14 protein-coding genes and 2 rRNA genes are annotated in these 19,828 nt (G+C 69.5%); 11 read left to right on the forward strand and 5 right to left on the reverse strand.

What is annotated here, in order from left to right; genetic code table 11:
- Positions 1-71 precede the first annotated feature (71 nt).
- From OG702_RS16060 to OG702_RS16085, 6 genes are all read left to right on the forward strand, one after another.
- Positions 72-380, forward strand: a complete 309-nt coding sequence (locus OG702_RS16060) for a hypothetical protein (protein WP_031524459.1) — start codon at positions 72-74, stop codon at positions 378-380.
- Positions 381-555: 175 nt separating this feature from the next.
- The gene (locus tag OG702_RS16065; protein WP_327289573.1) at positions 556-1,404 is read left to right on the forward strand and encodes a hypothetical protein; all 849 of its coding nucleotides are present in this window, start codon (positions 556-558) and stop codon (positions 1,402-1,404) included.
- Positions 1,394-2,776, forward strand: a complete 1,383-nt coding sequence (locus OG702_RS16070; protein WP_327289574.1) for a hypothetical protein — start codon at positions 1,394-1,396, stop codon at positions 2,774-2,776. The genes OG702_RS16065 and OG702_RS16070 overlap by 11 nt, the downstream gene beginning before the upstream one ends.
- Positions 2,773-4,317: an SCO6880 family protein gene (locus OG702_RS16075; protein WP_327289575.1), complete on the forward strand. Its 1,545-nt coding sequence runs from the start codon at positions 2,773-2,775 to the stop codon at positions 4,315-4,317. The genes OG702_RS16070 and OG702_RS16075 overlap by 4 nt, the downstream gene beginning before the upstream one ends.
- 43 nt (positions 4,318-4,360) lie before the next feature.
- Complete coding sequence (locus OG702_RS16080; RefSeq protein ID WP_327293245.1) at positions 4,361-5,788, forward strand: ATP-binding protein; 1,428 nt, start codon at positions 4,361-4,363, stop codon at positions 5,786-5,788.
- 1 nt (position 5,789) lies between these two features.
- On the forward strand, positions 5,790-7,445 hold the full coding sequence (locus OG702_RS16085) for a type IV secretory system conjugative DNA transfer family protein (protein ID WP_327289576.1): 1,656 nt from the start codon (positions 5,790-5,792) through the stop codon (positions 7,443-7,445).
- A 13-nt stretch (positions 7,446-7,458) separates the two neighbouring features.
- Here the strand turns inward: OG702_RS16085 and OG702_RS16090 are convergent, their stop codons facing one another.
- Positions 7,459-8,460 (reverse strand): hydroxyacid dehydrogenase, encoded by a 1,002-nt coding sequence (locus OG702_RS16090; RefSeq protein WP_327289577.1) that lies wholly within the window; start codon positions 8,458-8,460, stop codon positions 7,459-7,461.
- Between the two features lie 285 nt (positions 8,461-8,745).
- Here OG702_RS16090 and OG702_RS16095 point away from each other — a divergent pair, with 285 nt between their 5' ends.
- The 4 genes from OG702_RS16095 (at position 8,746) to OG702_RS16110 (ending at position 13,485) form a co-directional block, all read left to right on the forward strand.
- Complete coding sequence (locus tag OG702_RS16095) at positions 8,746-9,600, forward strand: ABC transporter permease (RefSeq protein WP_327293246.1); 855 nt, start codon at positions 8,746-8,748, stop codon at positions 9,598-9,600.
- The gene (locus OG702_RS16100) at positions 9,597-10,544 is read left to right on the forward strand and encodes a carbohydrate ABC transporter permease (protein WP_327289578.1); all 948 of its coding nucleotides are present in this window, start codon (positions 9,597-9,599) and stop codon (positions 10,542-10,544) included. Before OG702_RS16095 ends, OG702_RS16100 begins: the two co-directional genes overlap by 4 nt.
- 75 nt (positions 10,545-10,619) lie before the next feature.
- A complete protein-coding gene (locus OG702_RS16105; RefSeq protein ID WP_327289579.1) occupies positions 10,620-12,269 on the forward strand; it encodes an extracellular solute-binding protein in 1,650 nt (549 codons plus the stop codon).
- A 97-nt stretch (positions 12,270-12,366) separates the two neighbouring features.
- On the forward strand, positions 12,367-13,485 hold the full coding sequence (locus OG702_RS16110; protein WP_327289580.1) for a LacI family DNA-binding transcriptional regulator: 1,119 nt from the start codon (positions 12,367-12,369) through the stop codon (positions 13,483-13,485).
- A 22-nt stretch (positions 13,486-13,507) separates the two neighbouring features.
- Here OG702_RS16110 and OG702_RS16115 read toward each other — a convergent pair whose 3' ends face one another.
- Positions 13,508-14,470: a quinone oxidoreductase family protein gene (locus OG702_RS16115; protein ID WP_327289581.1), complete on the reverse strand. Its 963-nt coding sequence runs from the start codon at positions 14,468-14,470 to the stop codon at positions 13,508-13,510.
- A gap of 111 nt (positions 14,471-14,581) precedes the next feature.
- On the opposite strand from OG702_RS16115, the gene OG702_RS16120 reads away from it, so the two are divergent.
- Positions 14,582-15,028 carry a MarR family winged helix-turn-helix transcriptional regulator gene (locus tag OG702_RS16120; RefSeq protein WP_327289582.1) on the forward strand — a complete coding sequence of 149 codons (447 nt, stop codon included), beginning with the start codon at positions 14,582-14,584 and terminating at the stop codon, positions 15,026-15,028.
- 24 nt (positions 15,029-15,052) lie between these two features.
- Here the strand turns inward: OG702_RS16120 and OG702_RS16125 are convergent, their stop codons facing one another.
- The 3 genes from OG702_RS16125 to OG702_RS16135 all read right to left on the reverse strand — a co-directional run bounded on the left by OG702_RS16125 (position 15,053) and on the right by OG702_RS16135 (position 19,614).
- Positions 15,053-16,105: a sigma-70 family RNA polymerase sigma factor gene (locus tag OG702_RS16125; protein WP_327289583.1), complete on the reverse strand. Its 1,053-nt coding sequence runs from the start codon at positions 16,103-16,105 to the stop codon at positions 15,053-15,055.
- A gap of 167 nt (positions 16,106-16,272) precedes the next feature.
- Positions 16,273-16,389: ribosomal RNA gene (rrf, locus tag OG702_RS16130) — 5S ribosomal RNA — on the reverse strand.
- Positions 16,390-16,489: 100 nt separating this feature from the next.
- Positions 16,490-19,614, reverse strand: a 23S ribosomal RNA gene (locus OG702_RS16135).
- Positions 19,615-19,828 lie beyond the last annotated feature (214 nt).

Consider the following 19,828-nt stretch of genomic DNA (forward strand, 5'->3'; position numbering starts at 1 on the left):
CGGTCAAGATAGATGCTGGCCCCTTGCGCCCCGGCAGGGGAGCCAACTGACAGAGCGGGGTGGTGAGTTCAATGTTCGTGGCAGCCCCCAAGGGCGACATCAACACCATCATCGGCGGCATCGCACCGGACTGGGGACCTTTCGGGTCCCTCGGCCAGGAAGCACGTGTGATGATCGAGGTGGTCATGGCGGTGGCGATCCTGCTGTGCCTGGCCATGGCGATCTGGGGTGCGGCGAAGCAGCGGATCGGCGCGACCGCGCTGCGCGACACGTTCAGCGCGGAGCAGGGCAAGGGACTGATCATCGCCGGGCTGACCGGCGTGTTCATCATCGGATCCCTCGGCACGCTGTTCACCATCGTCTACGGAATGGCCGTGTAGCCGGGCGCACCGACGCCCGAGCGCCGGCCGCTCCCCCGTCCTCCCGCGGAGCCCGTCCCCGGCTCCACCTTCCCACCCGAGGCTGCGTGCTGATGCCCACTCGACCAAGCAGCGGAGCCGTCCGCCCGACGCGGCCCTCCCGCGCGCCCGCGGCGCCCCGAGGGGCGGCCGCGCGATGAGTCTCGGCCAGGACGGACCCCCGACCAGGACCCGGATGCCCGAGGGTCACACGACCCACGGCGGCGGCACCCGCCGCCCGCAGCCCCGGCGCGCCCTGGTCACGGTGGTGGGCATCGTGGTCCTGCTGATCGCCGCCCTCGCCTTCGCCAACCGCGGCGACCACCCGTCGGCCGCCGGCACGACCGGCGGCACCGGCAGCGCGGCCGGCGGCTCCACCGGCACCCGCGGCTCCGACGCCGCGCCCACCGCGCCGACCGGCCAGAAGCCCGTCGACGGCAAGAGCGGCGCGGGCATCCCGGCCGGCTTCGCCCACACCGAGCAGGGCGCCCAGTCCGCGGCGGCCAACTACGCGGTGGCGCTGGGCTCCACGGACATGTTCGACGTGACCCGAAGGCACCGCATCGTCAGCTCCATCTACGACCCCGCCGTCAGCGCCGGCCTGCAGGCCGACCTGGACCAGGCCTACGGCGGCCCGGCCCTGAGGAGCCTCGGCCTCACCGCCGCGGGCACCGCCCCGGCCGGCTTCACCTTCGTCTCCCGCACCGTGCCGGTCGGCACCAAGGTCACCGCGGACACCACAGGATCCGGCTCCGCCGACGCGAAGACCGTCGAGGTGTGGTGCACCGACCTGGTCGGACTGGCCGGCTCCGGCTCCACCAAGCCGGTGAGCACCGCCTGGTTCACCATCACCGAGAAGCTGGTCTGGTCGGGCGGTGACTGGAAGATCCGGTCCTCCACCCAGAAGGAAGGCCCGGCCCCGGTCGCCGCCGACAACCAGGCCGCCTCCGCCGACGAAATCGCCGGCGCGGTCCGGGACTACGGAGGGTTCACGTATGCCAGGTAGCAGCCGCACCCGACGTCAGGACCCGGCCCGCCGCCGCCCCGCCGGCTCCCGCCGATGGTCCGTGCCCGCCGCGCTGACCGTCCTCACCGCGGCGGCCCTCACGCTGCCCGCGCAGGTGGCGCTGGCAGCACCGGGACCGCCCTCGGCGCCGCCCTCCGCGGCCGCGCCCACCCACAACCCCTGCGACGGCCTCATCGGCGCCGCCAAGGACTACTGCACCAAGGGCGACTCCGGTGCCCCCGTCAAGGGCACCAACCCCACCGACAGCCTCGATCCGCTCACCTCGCTCGCCAAGGGCTGTGCCAGCGCGGCCGCGTGGACGATCGACAAGCTGTCGGCCGCGGTGACGAAGACGACGCAGGTGGACTTCACCAACACCGCCTTCCTGCGGCAATACGCCGTGGTCTTCGCCGCGTCCACGATCCTGACACTGATCCTGTGGCTGCTGGCCGTCGCCAAGCGGGCGGTACGCGGGGCGCCGATGACCGAGGCGCTGACCGAGGCGGTCGGCTTCCTGTGGCTGACCGTGCTCGCGTCGGCCTTCACCCCGCTGATCCTCTACACCGTGGTCTCGGCGACCGACGCGGTCACCGACGTGGTGTCCTCGGGCACGAAGTCCGACACCGATGTCTTCTTCGGCTCCTTCTCCGGCGCCCTGACCAAGGGCACCGACATCGGCGGCGGCCCGATCATGCTGATCGTGGTCTCGATGGTCTCGGTGCTGGCCGCCGGCGTGCTGTGGCTGGAGCTGGTGATCAGGGCGGCGCTGCTGTACGTGGGCGCCCTGCTGGGCACCGCGGTCTACGCGGGCCTGGTGGACAAGAACATGTGGCACCACGTCAGGCGCTGGGCCGGCATCATGATCGCGGTGATCCTGGTGAAACCGGTGATCGTGATCGTGCTGGGCCTGGCCGGCGCGCTGTCCTCCTCCGACGACGGACCCGACGCCTTCTCCGCGGTCGTCTCGGGCCTGGCCATCATCCTGCTGGCGATCTTCGCGAGCTTCATGATCTACCGCTTCGTACCGGGCTTCGGCGACGACGTGGTCAGTCTGCGCAACAACCGCAAGGCCAGCGGCCAGAGCCAGGCCGCCGCAGTCATCTCCTCGCCCGCCGCGCTGGTCAAGCAGGGCATCAAGACGCACAGCGCCCGCGGCGGCCCGCAGGAGCAGGCCCAGGGTGGCGGCCCGCAGCCGTCGAACGCGGTGGCGGGCGGCATGGCCGCGCACAGCTCCCGCGGCAGCGGGCAGGGCGGCGCCGCGGCCGCACCGCCGCCGCGGCCGAGCGGCGGCCAGGGCAGCGGCGGCTTCGGGTCGCCCTTCCGGCCGAACCAGGGATCGAACAACGGCACGCAGGGAGGTGATCGCGGGTGACGACCCAGCCCTTCGCCCAGCCGCGTCGTACCTATCTGATCGGCAAGGCACGGCCCAACGCGATCGTGGGCAAGAACCGCGAGACCGGCGAGATCGTACTGATCGTGCTCGGCGCCGGGCTCGGCATGCTCAACGGTCTGCTGGTCCCGATCCTGCTGCTGCGGATCATCGGCCTGGTCGGCTGGCCGGTGCTCGCGCTGGCCGCGGTCTTCCTGCCGTACCGGCGGCGCACGTTCTACCGCTGGTTCGAGATCAACCGCACCTACCGCCGTACGCTGCGGGTCTCGCCGACCTACCGCTCCACGGTGCAGGAGGCGGGCACCACGATGGACGGGCGGGAGATCGAGGTGGGGCCGCCGCCGGGGATCGGGCGGATCAGCTGGCTCGCCGCGCCCTTCGGGCCCGACGAGATCGCCGTGCTGCTGCACGTGGACCGCCGTACGGTGACCGCGGCCATCGAGATCGAGGGCCCCGGCGTGGGGCTGCGCGACAGCGAGGACCAGGAAGCCCTGGTGGAGCGGTTCGGCACCCTGCTCAAGCACGTGGCCAACGGCGACGGCTTCGTCACCCGGCTGCAGATGCTGGCCCGTACGCTGCCCGCCGACCCCGACGCGCACGCCAAGGACGTCGCCCAGCGCGGCGACCCGGACGCCGACCGGTGGCTGAAGGAGTCCTACGAGCAGCTGCAGTCGATGGTCTCGACGTCGTCGGAGCAGCACCGGGCGTATCTGGTGGCGTGCATGCACTTCACCCGCGAACTGGCCGCCGAGGGCAACGCCATGGCCCGCGCCACGTCGGTGCGCGGCACCAAGGTCGACAAGGACGCCGGCCTCGCCGCGGTGATGGCCCGCGAGCTCAACGACATCTGCGCCCGCCTCGCCGAGGCCGACATCCGGGTCAGGCAGCCGCTGGGCCAGGCACGGCTGTCGTCGCTGGTGCACTCGATGTACGACCCCGACCACCCCATCGACCACATCCAGGCGATGACCAGGCGCAACGCCTGGCCGGCCGAACTGGACGCGACCGAGCCGACGTTCCTGCAGGCCAAGACGCGCGAGTCGATGACCAGGGCGCCCTGGCACCACTCCACGGCCTGGATCAAGGAGTGGCCGATGACGCCGGTCGGGGTGAACTTCCTGGCGCCGCTACTGGTGCACACCCCGGACGTGATCCGTACGGTCGCGGTGACGATGGACCTCGAACCGACCGACGTGGCGATCGAGCGGATGCTCACCGAGAAGACCAACGACGACGCCGAGGCCAGCCGGGCCGCGAAGATGAACCGGGTGGTGGACCCGCGGGACATCGCCCACCACGGCCGGATCGACCAGCGCGGCGAGGATCTGGCCAGCGGTGCCGCGGGGGTGAACCTGGTGGGGTACATCACGGTGTCCTCGCGCTCCGCGGAAGCGCTGGCGCGCGACAAGCGCACCATCCGTGCTTCCGCTGGTAAGTCGTATTTGAAGCTCGAGTGGTGCGATCGTGAGCACCACAGGGCATTCGTCAACACGTTGCCGTTCGCGACCGGCATCCGCCGCTAGGTCCGCCAGGACCGCCATCCGAGGAGAGGCCACCGCCATGCCCATGCTGGACCCTCTTGCGGCGCTCACCGACGCGTTCACCAGCTTCCTGTTCGGCCGGGTCGAGTCGACCCGGCTGCCGGTGCGCACCTCCACCGGACAGGCGCAGGCGGTCTACCTGCCCACCGCGGCGCCCGGCCTCGGCGACTCCGGGGTGATCATCGGCCGCGAGGTCTACTCCGGGAAGGGCTACATCTACGACCCCTTCCAGCTCTACGGCCAGCAGCTGCCCGCCCCGCACTGGCTGGTGCTCGGCGAGTCCGGCAACGGCAAGTCGGCGCTGGAGAAGACCTACGTCCTGCGCCAGCTGCGCTTCCGCGACCGGCAGGTGGTGGTGCTCGACGCGCAGGGCGAGGACGGCGTCGGCGAGTGGAACCTGATCGCCCGGGCGATGGGCCTGACCCCGATCCGGCTGGACCCGATGGCGGCCCTGGACGGCGGGATCAAGCTCAACCCGCTGGACCCGGCGATCACCGTGACCGGCCAGCTGGCGCTGCTGCGCACCATCATCGAGGTGGCCATGGGCCGCGGCCTGGACGAGCGGTCCGGCTTCGCCCTGAAGGTCGCGCACGCCTACGTGGCCGAGACGGTGACGGACCGCCAGCCGATCCTCACCGACATCGTGGACCGGCTGCGGCACCCGATGCCGGAGTCCGCCGAGGCGATGAACGTCGATCTGGACGACGTCCGCGCTTGGGGCCTCGACGTGGCCCTGGTGCTCGACCGGCTGGTCGACGGCGACCTGCGCGGCATGTTCGACGGGCCGACCAGCGTCGGCATCGACCTGGACTCGCCGCTGATCGTCTTCGACCTGTCGCGCATCGACCGCAACTCCATCGCGATGCCGATCCTGATGGCGATCGTCGGGGTGTGGCTGGAGCACACCTGGATCCGCCCCGACCGGAAGAAGCGCATCTTCCTGGTCGAGGAGGCCTGGCACATCATCAACTCGCCCTTCGTGGCACAGCTGTTCCAGCGGCTGCTGAAGTTCGGCCGCCGCCTCGGCCTGTCCTTCGTCGCCGTCGTCCACCACCTGTCCGACGTGGTCGACGGGGCCGCGGCGAAGGAGGCGGCAGCGATCCTGAAGATGGCCTCGACCCGGACCATCTACGCCCAGAAGGCCGACGAGGCGCGCGCCACCGGGCGGGTGCTCGGGCTGCCGCGGTGGGCAGTGGAGATCATCCCGACGCTGACCCCCGGTATCGCCGTATGGGACGTCAACGGCAACGTGCAGGTGGTCAAGCACCTGATCACCGAGTCGGAACGCCCGCTGGTCTTCACCGACCGCGCCATGACCGAGACCTCCGTGCAGCACGCGGCCGGCATCGCGGCGGAGGCGGAGGCGGAAGCCGAGGCAGAAGCCCGCGCGGAGGCCCATGCCGCCGCGCAGATCGCGCTCGCCAAGCAAATGGCCGACGACGCGGTGGCGTGAGATGGCGGCGCAGAAACGCGAGCAGACCGGCGGTCTGCCGGACGGGCTGATCGTCGGCGTCATCGGGTTCCTGCTGGGCGTCACGCTGCTGGTGTGGACGGCGACCGGCATCGCGGCGCTGCTCTCGCACGGGTCGTGGCCGGGCGACGTGCACTTCACCCGCACCCCCAAGGCGATGCGCGCGCTGATCGGGCGGCCGCACGACGTCCCGGCGGCCTGGCCCGACGCGAAGCCCGGCGGGCTGCCCGGAGCGGGCCTGTTCTGGGGCATCTTCATCGGGCAGTTCATGGTGCTGTTCACGCTCGTCGTGTGGGTGCTGAACGTCGTTTCGCGGCTGCGCACCCGCGACCAGCGCCGCCCGCAGACCGCGCCGGCGCCGGCGCCCGCGCCCTCGGCGGTGCCCGCACCGCGGCGCAGGGGCCGCCGCACCGTGCGCGGCGAGCAGCCCGGCACCCCGCACGGCGGGCGGGACAAGGGCGACGGGGACGGTCTGGACGCCTGGTTCCGCTCGGTGCCCCGGGCCGCGCCGCCGCGGGGCGCCGATCCCGTCACCGCGGAACTGCCCGCGGTCGGCGCGACGGCCCCGGCCGTCCGCGAGCCGCGGCCAAGCGTCCTCGACGGCGGCGAGGTCACCCGCACCTACGTCCTGTTCGCCGGACCGCGCGGCGACCAGGCCAAGCGGGTCGTGCAGCCAGCGGTCCTGGCCGCGGCGGGCCCGGCGCTGGTCACCACGGCCGACCCGGACACGTACCACCAGACCGTCGGCAACCGCAGCAAGCTGGGCCCCGTGCACGTCTACGACCCGGCGCACCTGCTCGACGTGCCCGGCCGGCTGCGCTGGGCGCCGCACGGCGGCTGCGAGCGCCCCGGCACCGCCGGAGTACGCGCGGCGGCGCTGCTGGCGGCGCTGCTGGCGGCGCTGCGTCCCGCGCGGGCCGACGAGGCCATCGTGCACACCACCGCGGTGACGCTGCTGCGCTGCTGGCTGCACGCCGCCGCCGTGGACGGCCGCCCCTTCCGGCAGGTCCACCGCTGGGCGGCGGGCGGCGCCGCGGCGGCCGACGCCGTACGCATCCTGCGCACCGACACCGCCGCCGCCTCCGGCTGGAGCGGCGAGCTGGAGTCGGTCCTGCACGCCCACCCCGAACGGCGGGACGCCGCGCAGGCGTTGATCCGGCAGACGCTGGAGCCGCTGAATTCCGTGCACATCCGCGACGCGTGCAATCCGGCGCGTACCGGAGGCCTCGACCTGGAGTCATGGGGCGCGGAAAGGGGAACGCTTTACGTGGTGGGCGAGCGGATCGAGGACCCGCGCACCCACCTGGGTGCGATGCCGCTGCTCACCGCACTCGTCTCCAGCGTGGTCGAGCACGGCCGGCGCATGGCCGCAGGGTCATCCGCCGGCCGGCTCGACCCACCACTGACCTTCGTCCTCGACGACGTCGCCGCCCTCGCGCCCGACCCGGACCTGCCGGCCCTGCTCACCGCGGGCACCGCCGCCGGCCTCCCCACCCTGGCCGTCCTGCGCTCCCCCGAACAGGCCCTGGCCCGCTGGCAGACCCCCGTCTGGCAGCACGCCGACCTCCGCCTGGCCCTCGGCGACGACGCCACGGCCCCGCTCCCCCCGTCGATCCCCGACGCCATCCGCCTCGCCTAGGCCGCCCGCCGCTCTAGGCGATCCGCGCGAGATCAACCGCCCGCACCGCGCCGCGCAGCGGCTCGCCCTTCGCGAACCGCTCGACCTCGTCCACCGCGTATGCGCCGAGGCGCTGGACCTCCGATCCCTGGCACCCGGCGATGTGCGGGGTGAGCAGCACGTTCGGCAGGGTGTGGAGCACGTGGTCCACCGGCAGTGGTTCGGGTTCGGTCACGTCGAGGTAGGCGTCGAGGCGCCCGTCCGCGCAGGCCAGTGCCAGCGCCTCCGTGTCGACCAGCCGGCCCCGGGCGGTGTTGATGACGGCCGCCCCGTCCCGCAGCAGGCCGATCCGCCGGGCGTCGAGCAGGTGCCGGGTCTCCGGCAGGTCGGGGGCGTGGACGGTGACGATGTCGGAGGCGGCGCACAGCTCGTCGAGGTCGACCAGCCGCACTCCGAGGGCCGCGGCGTCCTCCGCCGGGACGTACGGGTCGGCGAGCAGGACGCGGAAGCCGGAGTCGGCGGCGAGCAGCCGGGCGATGACGCCGCGGCCGATGCGTGACGCGCCGATGACGCCGACGACGGCGCCGTCCGCGCCCCGCCGTTCGGGGTAGCCGGGCAGCCGCCCGCGCCGGTAGTCGGCGGCGGCGCCGAGGGTGCGCCGTGCGGCGAGGACCACCGTGGCCATGGTGAAGTCCACCACCGGCCCGGCGTTGGCGTCGGCGGCCGACGACACGGCGATCCCCCGCTCCCACACCTCCGCGTGCACATGGTGCTTGACGGTGCCTGCCGCGTGGATGACCGCGCCGAGCCGGGGCGCGCGGGCCAGCAGGGCGGCGTCGACCTCGGGCGCGCCCCACCCGGTCAGCAGGATGTCCGCGGTGGCGAGCGCCTCGCCGGCCGCCGGTTCGTCCGGGTCGGTGACGAGCAGCGGATGGACGTCGGCCAGCGTGTCGAGCCGGGCGCGCAGCGGTGCCGGAAGGACCAGGTCGAGGATGTCCTGCCGCATCGCCAGCACCAGATTCGGCCGCTCCGCCATGTCTGCCCCTCGGGTGTAATCGGTTACTTCGTGATGCGCTCAGATTAAGCGTGGCCCCGCCACGGGTCAACGTCTTCGATGCGCAAGGGGTTGACCGTGTCGTAGTAACCGGTTTAGTTTCCCCCCACCTTAGGCGTCGAGGAGGACGCGATGGCGATTGCCGAACGGGACACCACCGGCCGCACAGGGGCGGCGGGTGCGTCCGGTGCAGACGGACGGGCCGGACGGAAGAGGCGCGGCGCGCGCCTCGGACGGCTGCGCAGGGACTGGGTGCTGCTGGCGCTCATGGCGCCCGGCGTGGCGTACTTCCTGGTCTTCCACTACGGCGCGCTGGCGGGCAACGTCATCGCGTTCAAGGACTACGTCCCCTTCGACGGACTGTGGGCCAGCCAGTGGGTGGGCCTGGACAACTTCCGGACGATGTTCGGCGACCCGGACTTCTGGTCCGCGGTCGTCAACACCGTCTGGATCGCCCTGCTCCAGCTGGTCTTCTTCTTCCCGGTGCCGATCGCGCTGGCGATGCTGCTGCACAGCCTGACCAGGGACAGCGTCCGCAGGTTCGTGCAGTCGGTGGCGTACCTGCCGCACTTCCTGTCCTGGGTGATCGTGGTCGCGGTCTTCCAGCAGGTGCTCGGCGAGACCGGCCTGCTCAACAACGTGCTGGGCGACGCCCATCTGCACACCGTGAACATCATCGGCAACCCCACGGCGTTCAAGCCGCTGGTCATCGCCGAGGTGATCTGGAAGGACTGCGGCTGGGGCACGATCATCTTCCTGGCCGCGCTCACCCAGGTCGACGAGCAGCAGTACGAAGCCGCCGCGATAGACGGCGCCGGGCCGTGGCGGCGGTTCTGGCACATCACGCTGCCTTCGGTGCGGCCGATCATCGTGCTGCTGCTGATCATGCGGCTCGGCGACATCCTGTCCGTCGGCTTCGAGCAGATGCTGCTGCAGCGCGCCTCGGTCGGCCCGGACGCGGCCGAGGTCATCGACACCTTCGTCTACTACAAGGGCCTGGTCGGCGGCGACTACGGATACGCCGCCGCGGCCGGCCTGTTCAAGGGCGTCGTGGGCGCCGCACTCGTCTTCGCCGCCAACAAGGTCGCACACCGCCTCGGCGAGCAGGGGGTCTACCGATGAGCAGCGCCGCACCGAGCCTCCGCCGGCCGCGAACCGACCCGCGCAAGCCCGCACGGCGCGGCTCCGCCCGGCCCGCGTGGGTCGAGCAGCCGAGACCCGCCACCCAGGTGGCCAAGGCGGTCGCACTGGCCGCGGTCGTCGTGCTGGTCACCGTCCCGTTCCTGATCATCGTCTCGACCAGCCTCGCCTCCAACGCCGAGGTCGTCGCCAACGGCGGCTGGGTGCTGTGGCCGCAGCACCCCACCCTGCGCGCCTACCGCGAGCTCTTCGACGGCGGCATCGTCACCCACGCCCTGTGGGTCAGCGCCGGCGTCACGGTCATCGGCACCGCGGCGAGCCTGGCCTGCACCATCGGCCTGGCCTACGCCCTCAGCCGCCGCGACGTCTTCGGCGGCAAGCCGATCCTGCTGCTGATCCTGTTCACCTTCCTCTTCCCGCCCGGCATGATCCCCGCCTTCCTGCTGGTCAAGGGCCTGCACCTGCTCGACAGCTACGGCTCGCTGGTCGCCCCGGTCCTGATCAACGTCTTCAACCTGGTGGTGCTGCGCGGCTTCTTCCAGTCGGTCCCCGAGGAGCTGTACGAGGCGGCCCGTCTCGACGGCGCCGGCGAGTGGCTGATCCTGCGCCGGATCGTGCTGCCGCTGTCCAAGGCGGCGCTCGCGGTCGTCGGGCTGTTCTACGCGGTCTCGTACTGGAACGCCTGGTTCTACGCCTCGATCTACCTCGACTCCAGCCACTGGCCGCTCCAGCAGGTGCTGCGCACCTACGTCATCGGGGGCTCGCAGCTCGCCGACTCCGCCGCGGGCGACGCCAGCGCGGTGGCCGCGCCGCAGACGATCCAGATGGCGGTGCTCGTGGTGGCCACCGTGCCGATCCTGCTGGTCTACCCCTTCCTGCAGAAGTACTTCGCCAAGGGCGTGCTCACCGGCGCCGTCAAGAGCTAGGCCGTGCCAGACACCGCGGGCCAGGCGGGATCTGTCAGACCCGGCCTGGCAACCACCCCTCAGAAAGGATCCACCGTGAGTACCTCGTCGTTCTCGCGGCGTACGCTGCTGCGCTCGATCGCCGCAGGTGGCGCCGCCGTGGCCGCCCCGTCCGTCCTCACCGCCTGCTCGACCTCGTCGGCCTCGCACGACGTGGGCAACGCGGGGAAGAAGCTCGCCCCCTGGCCGGCGTACGTCCCCTTCGCCGGCCCCGCCCCCGACCTGCCGGGCACCGCAGACGGCATACAGCCCGGCTACCTGTCGTACCCGAAGAACCTGGTCAGCGCGGTCCACGACAAGCCGGGCAAGGGCGAGACGATCAAGGTGATGGCGATCACCTACGGCACCCCGCCCAAGGCGGCCGCACAGAACAAGTTCTGGGCGGCCGTCAACGAGGCGCTCGGGGTGAACATCGAGTTCACCGTCGTACCCGACGCCGACTACATGACCAAGATGGCCACCATGATGGCGGGCAACGACCTGCCCGACGTGATCAACTTCGGCGGCGGCCACACCCTGCCCCGCGAGGCCGACTTCGTGGCCTCCAAGTGCGTCGACCTGTCCGCCTACGTCTCGGGCGACGCCGTCAAGGCGTACCCGAACCTGGCGAACCTGCCGACGTACGTCTGGCAGGACATGGGCCACATCGGCGGCCGCATCTTCGGCATCCCCGTCCAGCGCTCCGCGCCCGGCAACTGCCTGTGGATCAACAACGACGTCTTCACCGCGGCCGGCATGAAGGACGGCTGGACCTCCGACGACTTCGTGGCCGTCGCCAAGAACGCCACCCATGGCAAGAAGTACGGGCTCGGCTCGTCCGCCCCGCTGCTGTTCGGCGAGACCATGCACACCATGGCCTTCGGCGCGCCCCAGGAGTGGAAGCTCGACGGCGGCTCCTTCGTCAGCGCGTACACCACCGACGAGTACCGCGCCGCCCTGGAGTTCATGTCCAAGCTGCGGCAGGCCGGCCTCTACAACCCCAACGTGCTCGGCACCTCCACCGTCGACACCAAGACCTACTTCTACAACGGCACCGTCGCCTCGATGGTCGACGGCTTCGGCGCGCTCAGCACCTCCGTCCCCAGCATCAAGGACGCCTTCGTCCTCGACGCGGCCGTCCCGTACAAGCCGGCCAACGGGGCCAAGCCCGGCATGCAGCGGGCCAAGGGCGCCTGGGGGTACACCGTGCTGAAGAAGACCACGCCCGACCGCGTCAAGCTCATCCTGCGGGTGCTCGACTACCTGGCGGCGCCCTTCGGCACCAAGGAGTACGAGCTCAACCACTTCGGCGTCGAGGGCACGCACTTCACCCGGGACGCGAACGGCTCGCCCATCCCCACCCAGCTCGGCCTGGTCGAGAACCCGGTGCAGCTGCCCATCAAGTACCTGTGCGACGCCCCGCAGGTCCTCTACCTGCCCGGCCGCCCGGACGTCGTCCAGCGCAACCACGCCTGGCAGCTCAAGATCGCCCCGATGCTGGTGCGCAACCCCCGTTTCGGCCTGCAGTCCGCGACCAACAGCCGGGTCGGCGCGTCCATCGACACTCTGCGCACCGACACCGTCGGCTCCATCGTCGCCGGCCGCAAACCGCTCAGCGCCTGGGACGACACCGTCAAGAAGATGCGCAATCTGGGGCTGGACAAGATCGCCGAGGACTATGCCAAGGACTACGCCTCGAACCACTGACATGTACTGACCCCGCGCCGCCGCACCAGGCCCATTACGCTGGGCGGCGGCGCGGTCGCAACGGAGACCGGCACGCCGGGGACATCGGATGGCGGGGATGGCGGAGACTTCACCAGGGCCGGGCACGGTCGGGCCCGGCACGATCGGCGGCAGCGCCCGCCGCGTCACCATCCGCGACGTCGCGGACCGGGCCGGCGTCTCGGTCGCCACGGTCTCGCGGGTGCTGGCCGGCAACTACCCGACATCCGCCGCGGCCCGCGCCAAAGTGCTGCGGGCCGTCAAGGACCTCGACTACGTCATCGACGGCCGCGCCCGGGCACTGGCCGGCACCGGCCCCAAGACGGTCGCCGTCATCGTCTCCTCGGTGGACAGCGCCTTCTACGCCACCGTCGCCCAGGGCGTCGAGCAGGAGGCCGCCGCCCGCGGCCGGCTGTGCATGGTCTGCAGCCACGGCGGCGACGAGGCCCGCGAACTCGCCCTGGTCCAGATGATGCGCGAGCAGCGCTCCGAATTCGTCGTCCTGGTCGGCGGCGCCGTCGAGGACGAGCGCTACCAGGCCCGGCTCACCGAATACGCCCACGGGCTGGCCGCCGCCGGCTCCCGCCTCGTCCTGTGCGGCCGGCCCGCGCCCAGCGCCGACATGCCGGTCCTGGTCGTCGAGTACGACAACGAGGCCGGCGCCTACGCCGTCGTCAGCCACCTGCTCTCCGCCGGCCACCGCGACATCCTCTACCTGGGCACCATGCCGGGCCACACCACCGTCGAACCGCGCATCGCCGGCTACCGCCGCGCCCTCGCCGACCACGGCCTGCCCCCCACCGCGGAGCGCATCGGCGGCGTCGGCCTCGGCCGCGCCCACGGTTACGCCGCCATGCTCCAGATCCTCGCCGACTGCGACGGCCACCCCGCCTTCACCGCCGTCTTCGCCGGCGACGACCAGGCGGCCGCCGGGGCGATGGCCGCCATGCGGGAGTACGGGCTGCGGACGCCGGACGACATCTCCGTCGTCGGCTACAACAACGACGCCCTCGCCCAGGACCTCAACCCCCCGCTGACCACGGTCAACATCCCGGCCTACGAACTGGGCCGGGAAGCCGTCCGCTTCGCCCTGGCCGAGGAACCCGCCCACCCCGGCGCCGCCCGCAGCACCACCCAGTCCCGCCACCTCCTGGGCACCCACACGGTCCTCCGGCAGAGCGTTCGCCACCTGTCCTGACCTGCCCCTGCGCCCCGGGGGCTCAGGAGACGCGGAGCAAGGTCTTGCCCGGGGACGCCGCGCCGGCGGCCAGGCGGGAGACAGCGTCACCGACACCGTCGAGCGGAAGCTCGGACCCGAGGCCGACCCGGATGCGGCCGGCCGCGAGAAGGCCGAGCACCCGCCGGGCGCTCGCGGCGAGCCGGGCGGGATGAGTCCGGCTCAACAGGGCGCTGTTGTAGGCCAGTACGGACAGCCCCTGCATGAGCAGATCATCTGCCGAGATCTCGACCGGGTCGTAGGCCGCGAGGTTGCCGTAGACCGCCAGCCGCCCGTGCGGAGCGAGGAGCGCCACGTTCGCCGTCCGGGTGGCACCCCCGACCGGGTCGAGGACGACGTCGAAGCGGTCGTCACCGAGCACGGCGGGAAACTCGTCCCGGGTGACGACCCGGTCGTAGCCGAAGCCCTCGGCGTAAGCCGCCCGCTCAGGGCTGCCGGCGACGCCCACGACCTCCGCCGCCCCGGCCGCACGGGCGAACTGCACGGCGAGCGTCCCGACCCCGCCCGCCGCCGCGTGCACGAGCACCCGGTCCCCCTCCCGCACCCGCCCGACCTCCTCGACCAGGTCGTACGCGGTGGGCCCGGCCCACCCCGGCCCGGCGGCGTCCCGCAGCGACGCCGGCCCGATGCCCAGCGCCAGCGCTTCGGGCGCGAGGACGACCTCCGCGCAGGCCCCGCCGTCGACGAGGGCGACAACCTCCTCCCCGACCCGCCCGCGCGCGACCCCCTCGCCGACCGCGACGATCCGCCCCGCGGCCTCGAAGCCGGGTACGCCCGGCCCCGGCAGCGGCAGATGCCCGCCGCGCACCAGCACGTCACCCCACTGCACCCCCGCGTAAGCGACACGTATCGCGACCTCGCCGGGCCCCGGCACCGGCTCGGCCACCTCGTCCACCCGGTACCGCCCGTCCCCGTCCACCGCGGTGTCCAGCACGACAGCCCTCATGCGCACAGCTCCTTGCGTTGACTCAGTATCCTGAGACTCCTCGGCCGTGGCCGAGTGAATCAGTATCAGATACCTGAGTCAACTGAGTGAGATGTGAAAGGTGCACCCGCGATGACCGACGCCCCCGTCGAGGAGTACCTGTGCACCCGCATCCGCCGGGCGGAACAGGCCCTGATGGCGCACCACGAGGCCGTCCTGCGCGGCTACGGCCTGACGATGACGCAGTACACCGTGCTGCTCGCCCTCTCCCGCGAGGACGGCATGTCCGGCGCCCAGCTCGCCCGCGCCTGCGGTGTCACCCAGCAGAGCATGGCCTCCGTCCTGACCACCATCCAGAGCAAGGACCTGATCAGCCGCGACCCCTCCCCGGTGCACGCGAAAGTGCTGATCGCCCGCCTCACCGCGGCGGGCGACACCCTGCTCGACCGGGCCTACCAGGAGGTCAACGTCCTGGAACGGCAACTGTCCGACGCCTTCAGCCCCAGCGAGCACGCGGCACTCTGCGACCTGCTCGACCGGGCGACGGCGACGCTGGCCGAACAGACCCGCCGCCCATGACGGGGGCGGGCCCGGGCCCGACGGTCACGGCTCGCGCAGCGACCGCGACAGGCCGAACTCCGCCAGCAGCGCGTTGTCGACGAACCGGGTCATCGCCGCCACACGGTCACCGGACAGCGTCAGCAGCATGACCCCGTGCGCGTGCACGCTCGCCGAACCCCGGTCCCGCCGGTAGAACCCGAACGCCGGCTGCCCGTTCGCACGGATCGGCCGCAGGACGTAGCTGCGGCCCCTGCTCAGGACGACGGTCCGCAGGAAGTGCCCGACAGCCTCGGGCCCCTGGTACTCCATGTCCAGCGGCGGCATCGTCAGCCACACGTCATCGGTGAGCAGCGCCAGGATGGCGTCCACGTCACCCGCCTCGAAGGCGCGGGCGAAGGCATCCACCACCCGCCGCTCCCGCACCGACCCCGGCAGCGGCGCCTGTTCCCGTCCGGGCCCCGGCAGCTCGGCCGCCAGCGTGGCGCGGGCCCGCTTCAGCGCGTTGTTCACCGCGTTCTCCGTGCTGCCGAGCATCCCGGCCACCTCGGCGGACCTGAACCCCAGCAGATCGCGCAGCACCAGGACGGCACGCTGCCGGGGCGTCAGCTGCTGCAACCCCGCCAGGAAGGCCAGCGACACCGCCTCCCGGGTCTCGTACCGCGCCTCGGGCCCCGGCGCCCGGTCGGGCGGATCGGCGAGCAGCGAGTCGGGATACGGTTCGAGCCAGGTCGGCTCGGTACGGCGACGGGTCGGCTCGGGCAACTGAACCCCCAGAGGTATCTGCGCCGGCTCCCGCCGCTGACGCCGTTCGCCGGCCCGCAGGGCGTTCAGACAGCGGTTGGTGGCGATCCGGTAGAGCCAGGTCCGCACCGACGCCCGGCCCTGAAAACCGTCAAGCCCGCGCCAGGCGGCCAGCAGCGTCTCCTGGAGCAGATCCTCCGCGTCCTGCAACGACCCGACCATCCGGTAGCAGTGCAGCTGCAACTCCCGCCGGTACGGCGCCGTCAGCCGCCGGAAGGCCTCCCCGTCGCCGGCCCGCGCCAGCGCCAGTACGTCGTCTGCGTCATCCGCGTCATGTACGTCATCGGTCCGCACGTCGTCATTCCGCCCTGCCCCGGCAGCCATCTCGGCCCTCCCGTCCTCACCGGTACAGACACCGCCCGGACCGAGAAGTGGTCGCCGCAGACCGGCCGGTGCCGGGCGACAACGCAAAGAAGCTCCGCTCCCGAGATGACCTCGGGGCGGGGCTTCTTCTAATAATCGTTCGGCGGTGTCCTACTCTCCCACAGGGTCCCCCCTGCAGTACCATCGGCGCTGAAAGGCTTAGCTTCCGGGTTCGGAATGTAACCGGGCGTTTCCCTAACGCTATGACCACCGAAACACCATGAAACACACACCACACCACCCGACCACCCCGCCAGGGGGTGTGGGTGTGTGATGGCTGGTTGTTTCAGAACCACACAGTGGACGCGAGCAACTGAGGACAAGCCCTCGGCCTATTAGTACCGGTCAGCTCCACCCCTTACAGGGCTTCCACATCCGGCCTATCAACCCAGTCGTCTACTGGGAGCCTTACCCCATCAAGTGGGTGGGAGCCCTCATCTCGAAGCAGGCTTCCCGCTTAGATGCTTTCAGCGGTTATCCCTCCCGAACGTAGCCAACCAGCCATGCCCTTGGCAGGACAACTGGCACACCAGAGGTTCGTCCGTCCCGGTCCTCTCGTACTAGGGACAGCCCTTCTCAAGACTCCTACGCGCGCAGCGGATAGGGACCGAACTGTCTCACGACGTTCTAAACCCAGCTCGCGTACCGCTTTAATGGGCGAACAGCCCAACCCTTGGGACCGACTCCAGCCCCAGGATGCGACGAGCCGACATCGAGGTGCCAAACCATCCCGTCGATATGGACTCTTGGGGAAGATCAGCCTGTTATCCCCGGGGTACCTTTTATCCGTTGAGCGACGGCGCTTCCACAAGCCACCGCCGGATCACTAGTCCCTACTTTCGTACCTGCTCGACCCGTCAGTCTCACAGTCAAGCTCCCTTGTGCACTTACACTCAACACCTGATTGCCAACCAGGCTGAGGGAACCTTTGGGCGCCTCCGTTACCCTTTAGGAGGCAACCGCCCCAGTTAAACTACCCACCAGACACTGTCCCTGATCCGGATCACGGACCGAGGTTAGACATCCAGCACGACCAGAGTGGTATTTCAACGACGACTCCCCCCAAGCTGGCGCTTGGAGTTCACAGTCTCCCACCTATCCTACACAAGCCGAACCGAACACCAATATCAAGCTATAGTAAAGGTCCCGGGGTCTTTCCGTCCTGCTGCGCGAAACGAGCATCTTTACTCGTAGTGCAATTTCACCGGGCCTATGGTTGAGACAGTCGAGAAGTCGTTACGCCATTCGTGCAGGTCGGAACTTACCCGACAAGGAATTTCGCTACCTTAGGATGGTTATAGTTACCACCGCCGTTTACTGGCGCTTAAGTTCTCAGCTTCGCCACACCGAAATGTGACTAACCGGTCCCCTTAACGTTCCAGCACCGGGCAGGCGTCAGTCCGTATACATCGCCTTACGGCTTCGCACGGACCTGTGTTTTTAGTAAACAGTCGCTTCTCGCTGGTCTCTGCGGCCACACCCAGCTCACCGAGTAAATCGGATCACCAGACATGGCCCCCCTTCTCCCGAAGTTACGGGGGCATTTTGCCGAGTTCCTTAACCATAGTTCACCCGAACGCCTCGGTATTCTCTACCTGACCACCTGAGTCGGTTTAGGGTACGGGCCGCCATAAAACTCGCTAGAGGCTTTTCTCGACAGCATAGGATCATCCACTTCACCACAATCGGCTCGGCATCAGGTCTCAGACACATGTGCGACGGATTTACCTACCGCACGTCCTACACCCTTACCCCGGGACAACCACCGCCCGGGCTGGACTACCTTCCTGCGTCACCCCATCACTTACCTACTACAAGTCTGGTCCGTCGGCTCCACCACTCCCCCTCACTCCGAAGAGATCAGAGGCGGCTTCACGGACTTAGCATCGCCTGGTTCAGCACTGGGCGCTTTACAGCGGGTACCGGAATATCAACCGGTTGTCCATCGACTACGCCTGTCGGCCTCGCCTTAGGTCCCGACTTACCCTGGGCAGATCAGCTTGACCCAGGAACCCTTAGTCAATCGGCGCAAGAGTTTCCCACTCTTGTATCGCTACTCATGCCTGCATTCTCACTCGTGAACCGTCCACCACTGCCTTCCGGCGCGGCTTCACCCGGCACACGACGCTCCCCTACCCATCCGTACAGGCGTTGGCCCTATATGTACGAATGACACGACTTCGGCGGTACGCTTGAGCCCCGCTACATTGTCGGCGCGGAATCACTTGACCAGTGAGCTATTACGCACTCTTTCAAGGATGGCTGCTTCTAAGCCAACCTCCTGGTTGTCTCTGCGACTCCACATCCTTTCCCACTTAGCGTACGCTTAGGGGCCTTAGTCGATGCTCTGGGCTGTTTCCCTCTCGACCATGGAGCTTATCCCCCACAGTCTCACTGCCGCGCTCTCACTTACCGGCATTCGGAGTTTGGCTAAGGTCAGTAACCCGGCAGGGCCCATCGCCTATCCAGTGCTCTACCTCCGGCAAGAAACACACGACGCTGCACCTAAATGCATTTCGGGGAGAACCAGCTATCACGGAGTTTGATTGGCCTTTCACCCCTAACCACAGGTCATCCCCCAGGTTTTCAACCCTGGTGGGTTCGGTCCTCCACGACCTCTTACAGCCGCTTCAACCTGCCCATGGCTAGATCACTCCGCTTCGGGTCTTGAGCGTGCTACTCAACCGCCCTATTCGGACTCGCTTTCGCTACGGCTACCCCACACGGGTTAACCTCGCAACACACCGCAAACTCGCAGGCTCATTCTTCAAAAGGCACGCAGTCACGAGGACGAGAACAAGTTCTCGCCCCGACGCTCCCACGGCTTGTAGGCACACGGTTTCAGGTACTATTTCACTCCGCTCCCGCGGTACTTTTCACCATTCCCTCACGGTACTATCCGCTATCGGTCACCAGGGAATATTTAGGCTTAACGGGTGGTCCCGCCAGATTCACACAGGATTTCTCGGGCCCTGTGCTACTTGGGTGATCTCCAAGAGAGCCGCTCATGTTTCAGCTACGGGGGTCTTACCCTCTACGCCGGACCTTTCGCATGTCCTTCGCCTACACAAACGGTTTCTGACTCTCCGACCGGCCGGCAGACCGATCTAGGAAACTCCCACGACCCCGTATACGCAACCCCTGCCGGGTATCACACGCATACGGTTTAGCCTCATCCGGTTTCGCTCGCCACTACTCCCGGAATCACGGTTGTTTTCTCTTCCTGCGGGTACTGAGATGTTTCACTTCCCCGCGTTCCCTCCACACTGCCTATGTGTTCAGCAGTGGGTGACAGCCCATGACGACTGCCGGGTTTCCCCATTCGGACACCCCCGGATCACAGCTCGGTTGACAGCTCCCCGGGGCCTATCGCGGCCTCCCACGTCCTTCATCGGTTCCTGGTGCCAAGGCATCCACCGTGCGCCCTTAAAAACTTGGCCACAGATGCTCGCGTCCACTATGCAGTTCTCAAACAACCAACCATCCCCCACGCAACCCACCCCAACCAGGGCCGGCGCTACGAGACTGGTCTTCCATGCACTGAGGAGAACTCTCATTCCCTCAGGACCCAACAGCGTGCCCGGCAAGTCATCTCAAGGATCGCGTTCCACGCCGAAGCAGTACTAGCATTCCCTCAAAAACCCACCGAATAGT

It is taken from the genome of Streptomyces sp. NBC_01198, from assembly GCF_036010485.1.
Classification (GTDB): domain Bacteria; phylum Actinomycetota; class Actinomycetes; order Streptomycetales; family Streptomycetaceae; genus Actinacidiphila.

Coding starts and splice junctions, on each gene's coding strand:
- OG702_RS16060 (WP_031524459.1), top strand. CDS start 72: ATGTTCGTGGCAGCCCCCAAGGGCGACATCAACACCATCATCGGCGGC.
- OG702_RS16100 (WP_327289578.1), top strand. CDS start 9,597: ATGAGCAGCGCCGCACCGAGCCTCCGCCGGCCGCGAACCGACCCGCGC.
- OG702_RS16070 (WP_327289574.1), top strand. CDS start 1,394: ATGCCAGGTAGCAGCCGCACCCGACGTCAGGACCCGGCCCGCCGCCGC.
- OG702_RS16095 (WP_327293246.1), top strand. CDS start 8,746: ATGGCGCCCGGCGTGGCGTACTTCCTGGTCTTCCACTACGGCGCGCTG.
- OG702_RS16120 (WP_327289582.1), top strand. CDS start 14,582: ATGACCGACGCCCCCGTCGAGGAGTACCTGTGCACCCGCATCCGCCGG.
- OG702_RS16085 (WP_327289576.1), top strand. CDS start 5,790: ATGGCGGCGCAGAAACGCGAGCAGACCGGCGGTCTGCCGGACGGGCTG.
- OG702_RS16080 (WP_327293245.1), top strand. CDS start 4,361: ATGCTGGACCCTCTTGCGGCGCTCACCGACGCGTTCACCAGCTTCCTG.
- OG702_RS16110 (WP_327289580.1), top strand. CDS start 12,367: ATGGCGGAGACTTCACCAGGGCCGGGCACGGTCGGGCCCGGCACGATC.
- OG702_RS16090 (WP_327289577.1), bottom strand. CDS start 8,460: ATGGCGGAGCGGCCGAATCTGGTGCTGGCGATGCGGCAGGACATCCTC.
- OG702_RS16065 (WP_327289573.1), top strand. CDS start 556: ATGAGTCTCGGCCAGGACGGACCCCCGACCAGGACCCGGATGCCCGAG.
- OG702_RS16115 (WP_327289581.1), bottom strand. CDS start 14,470: ATGAGGGCTGTCGTGCTGGACACCGCGGTGGACGGGGACGGGCGGTAC.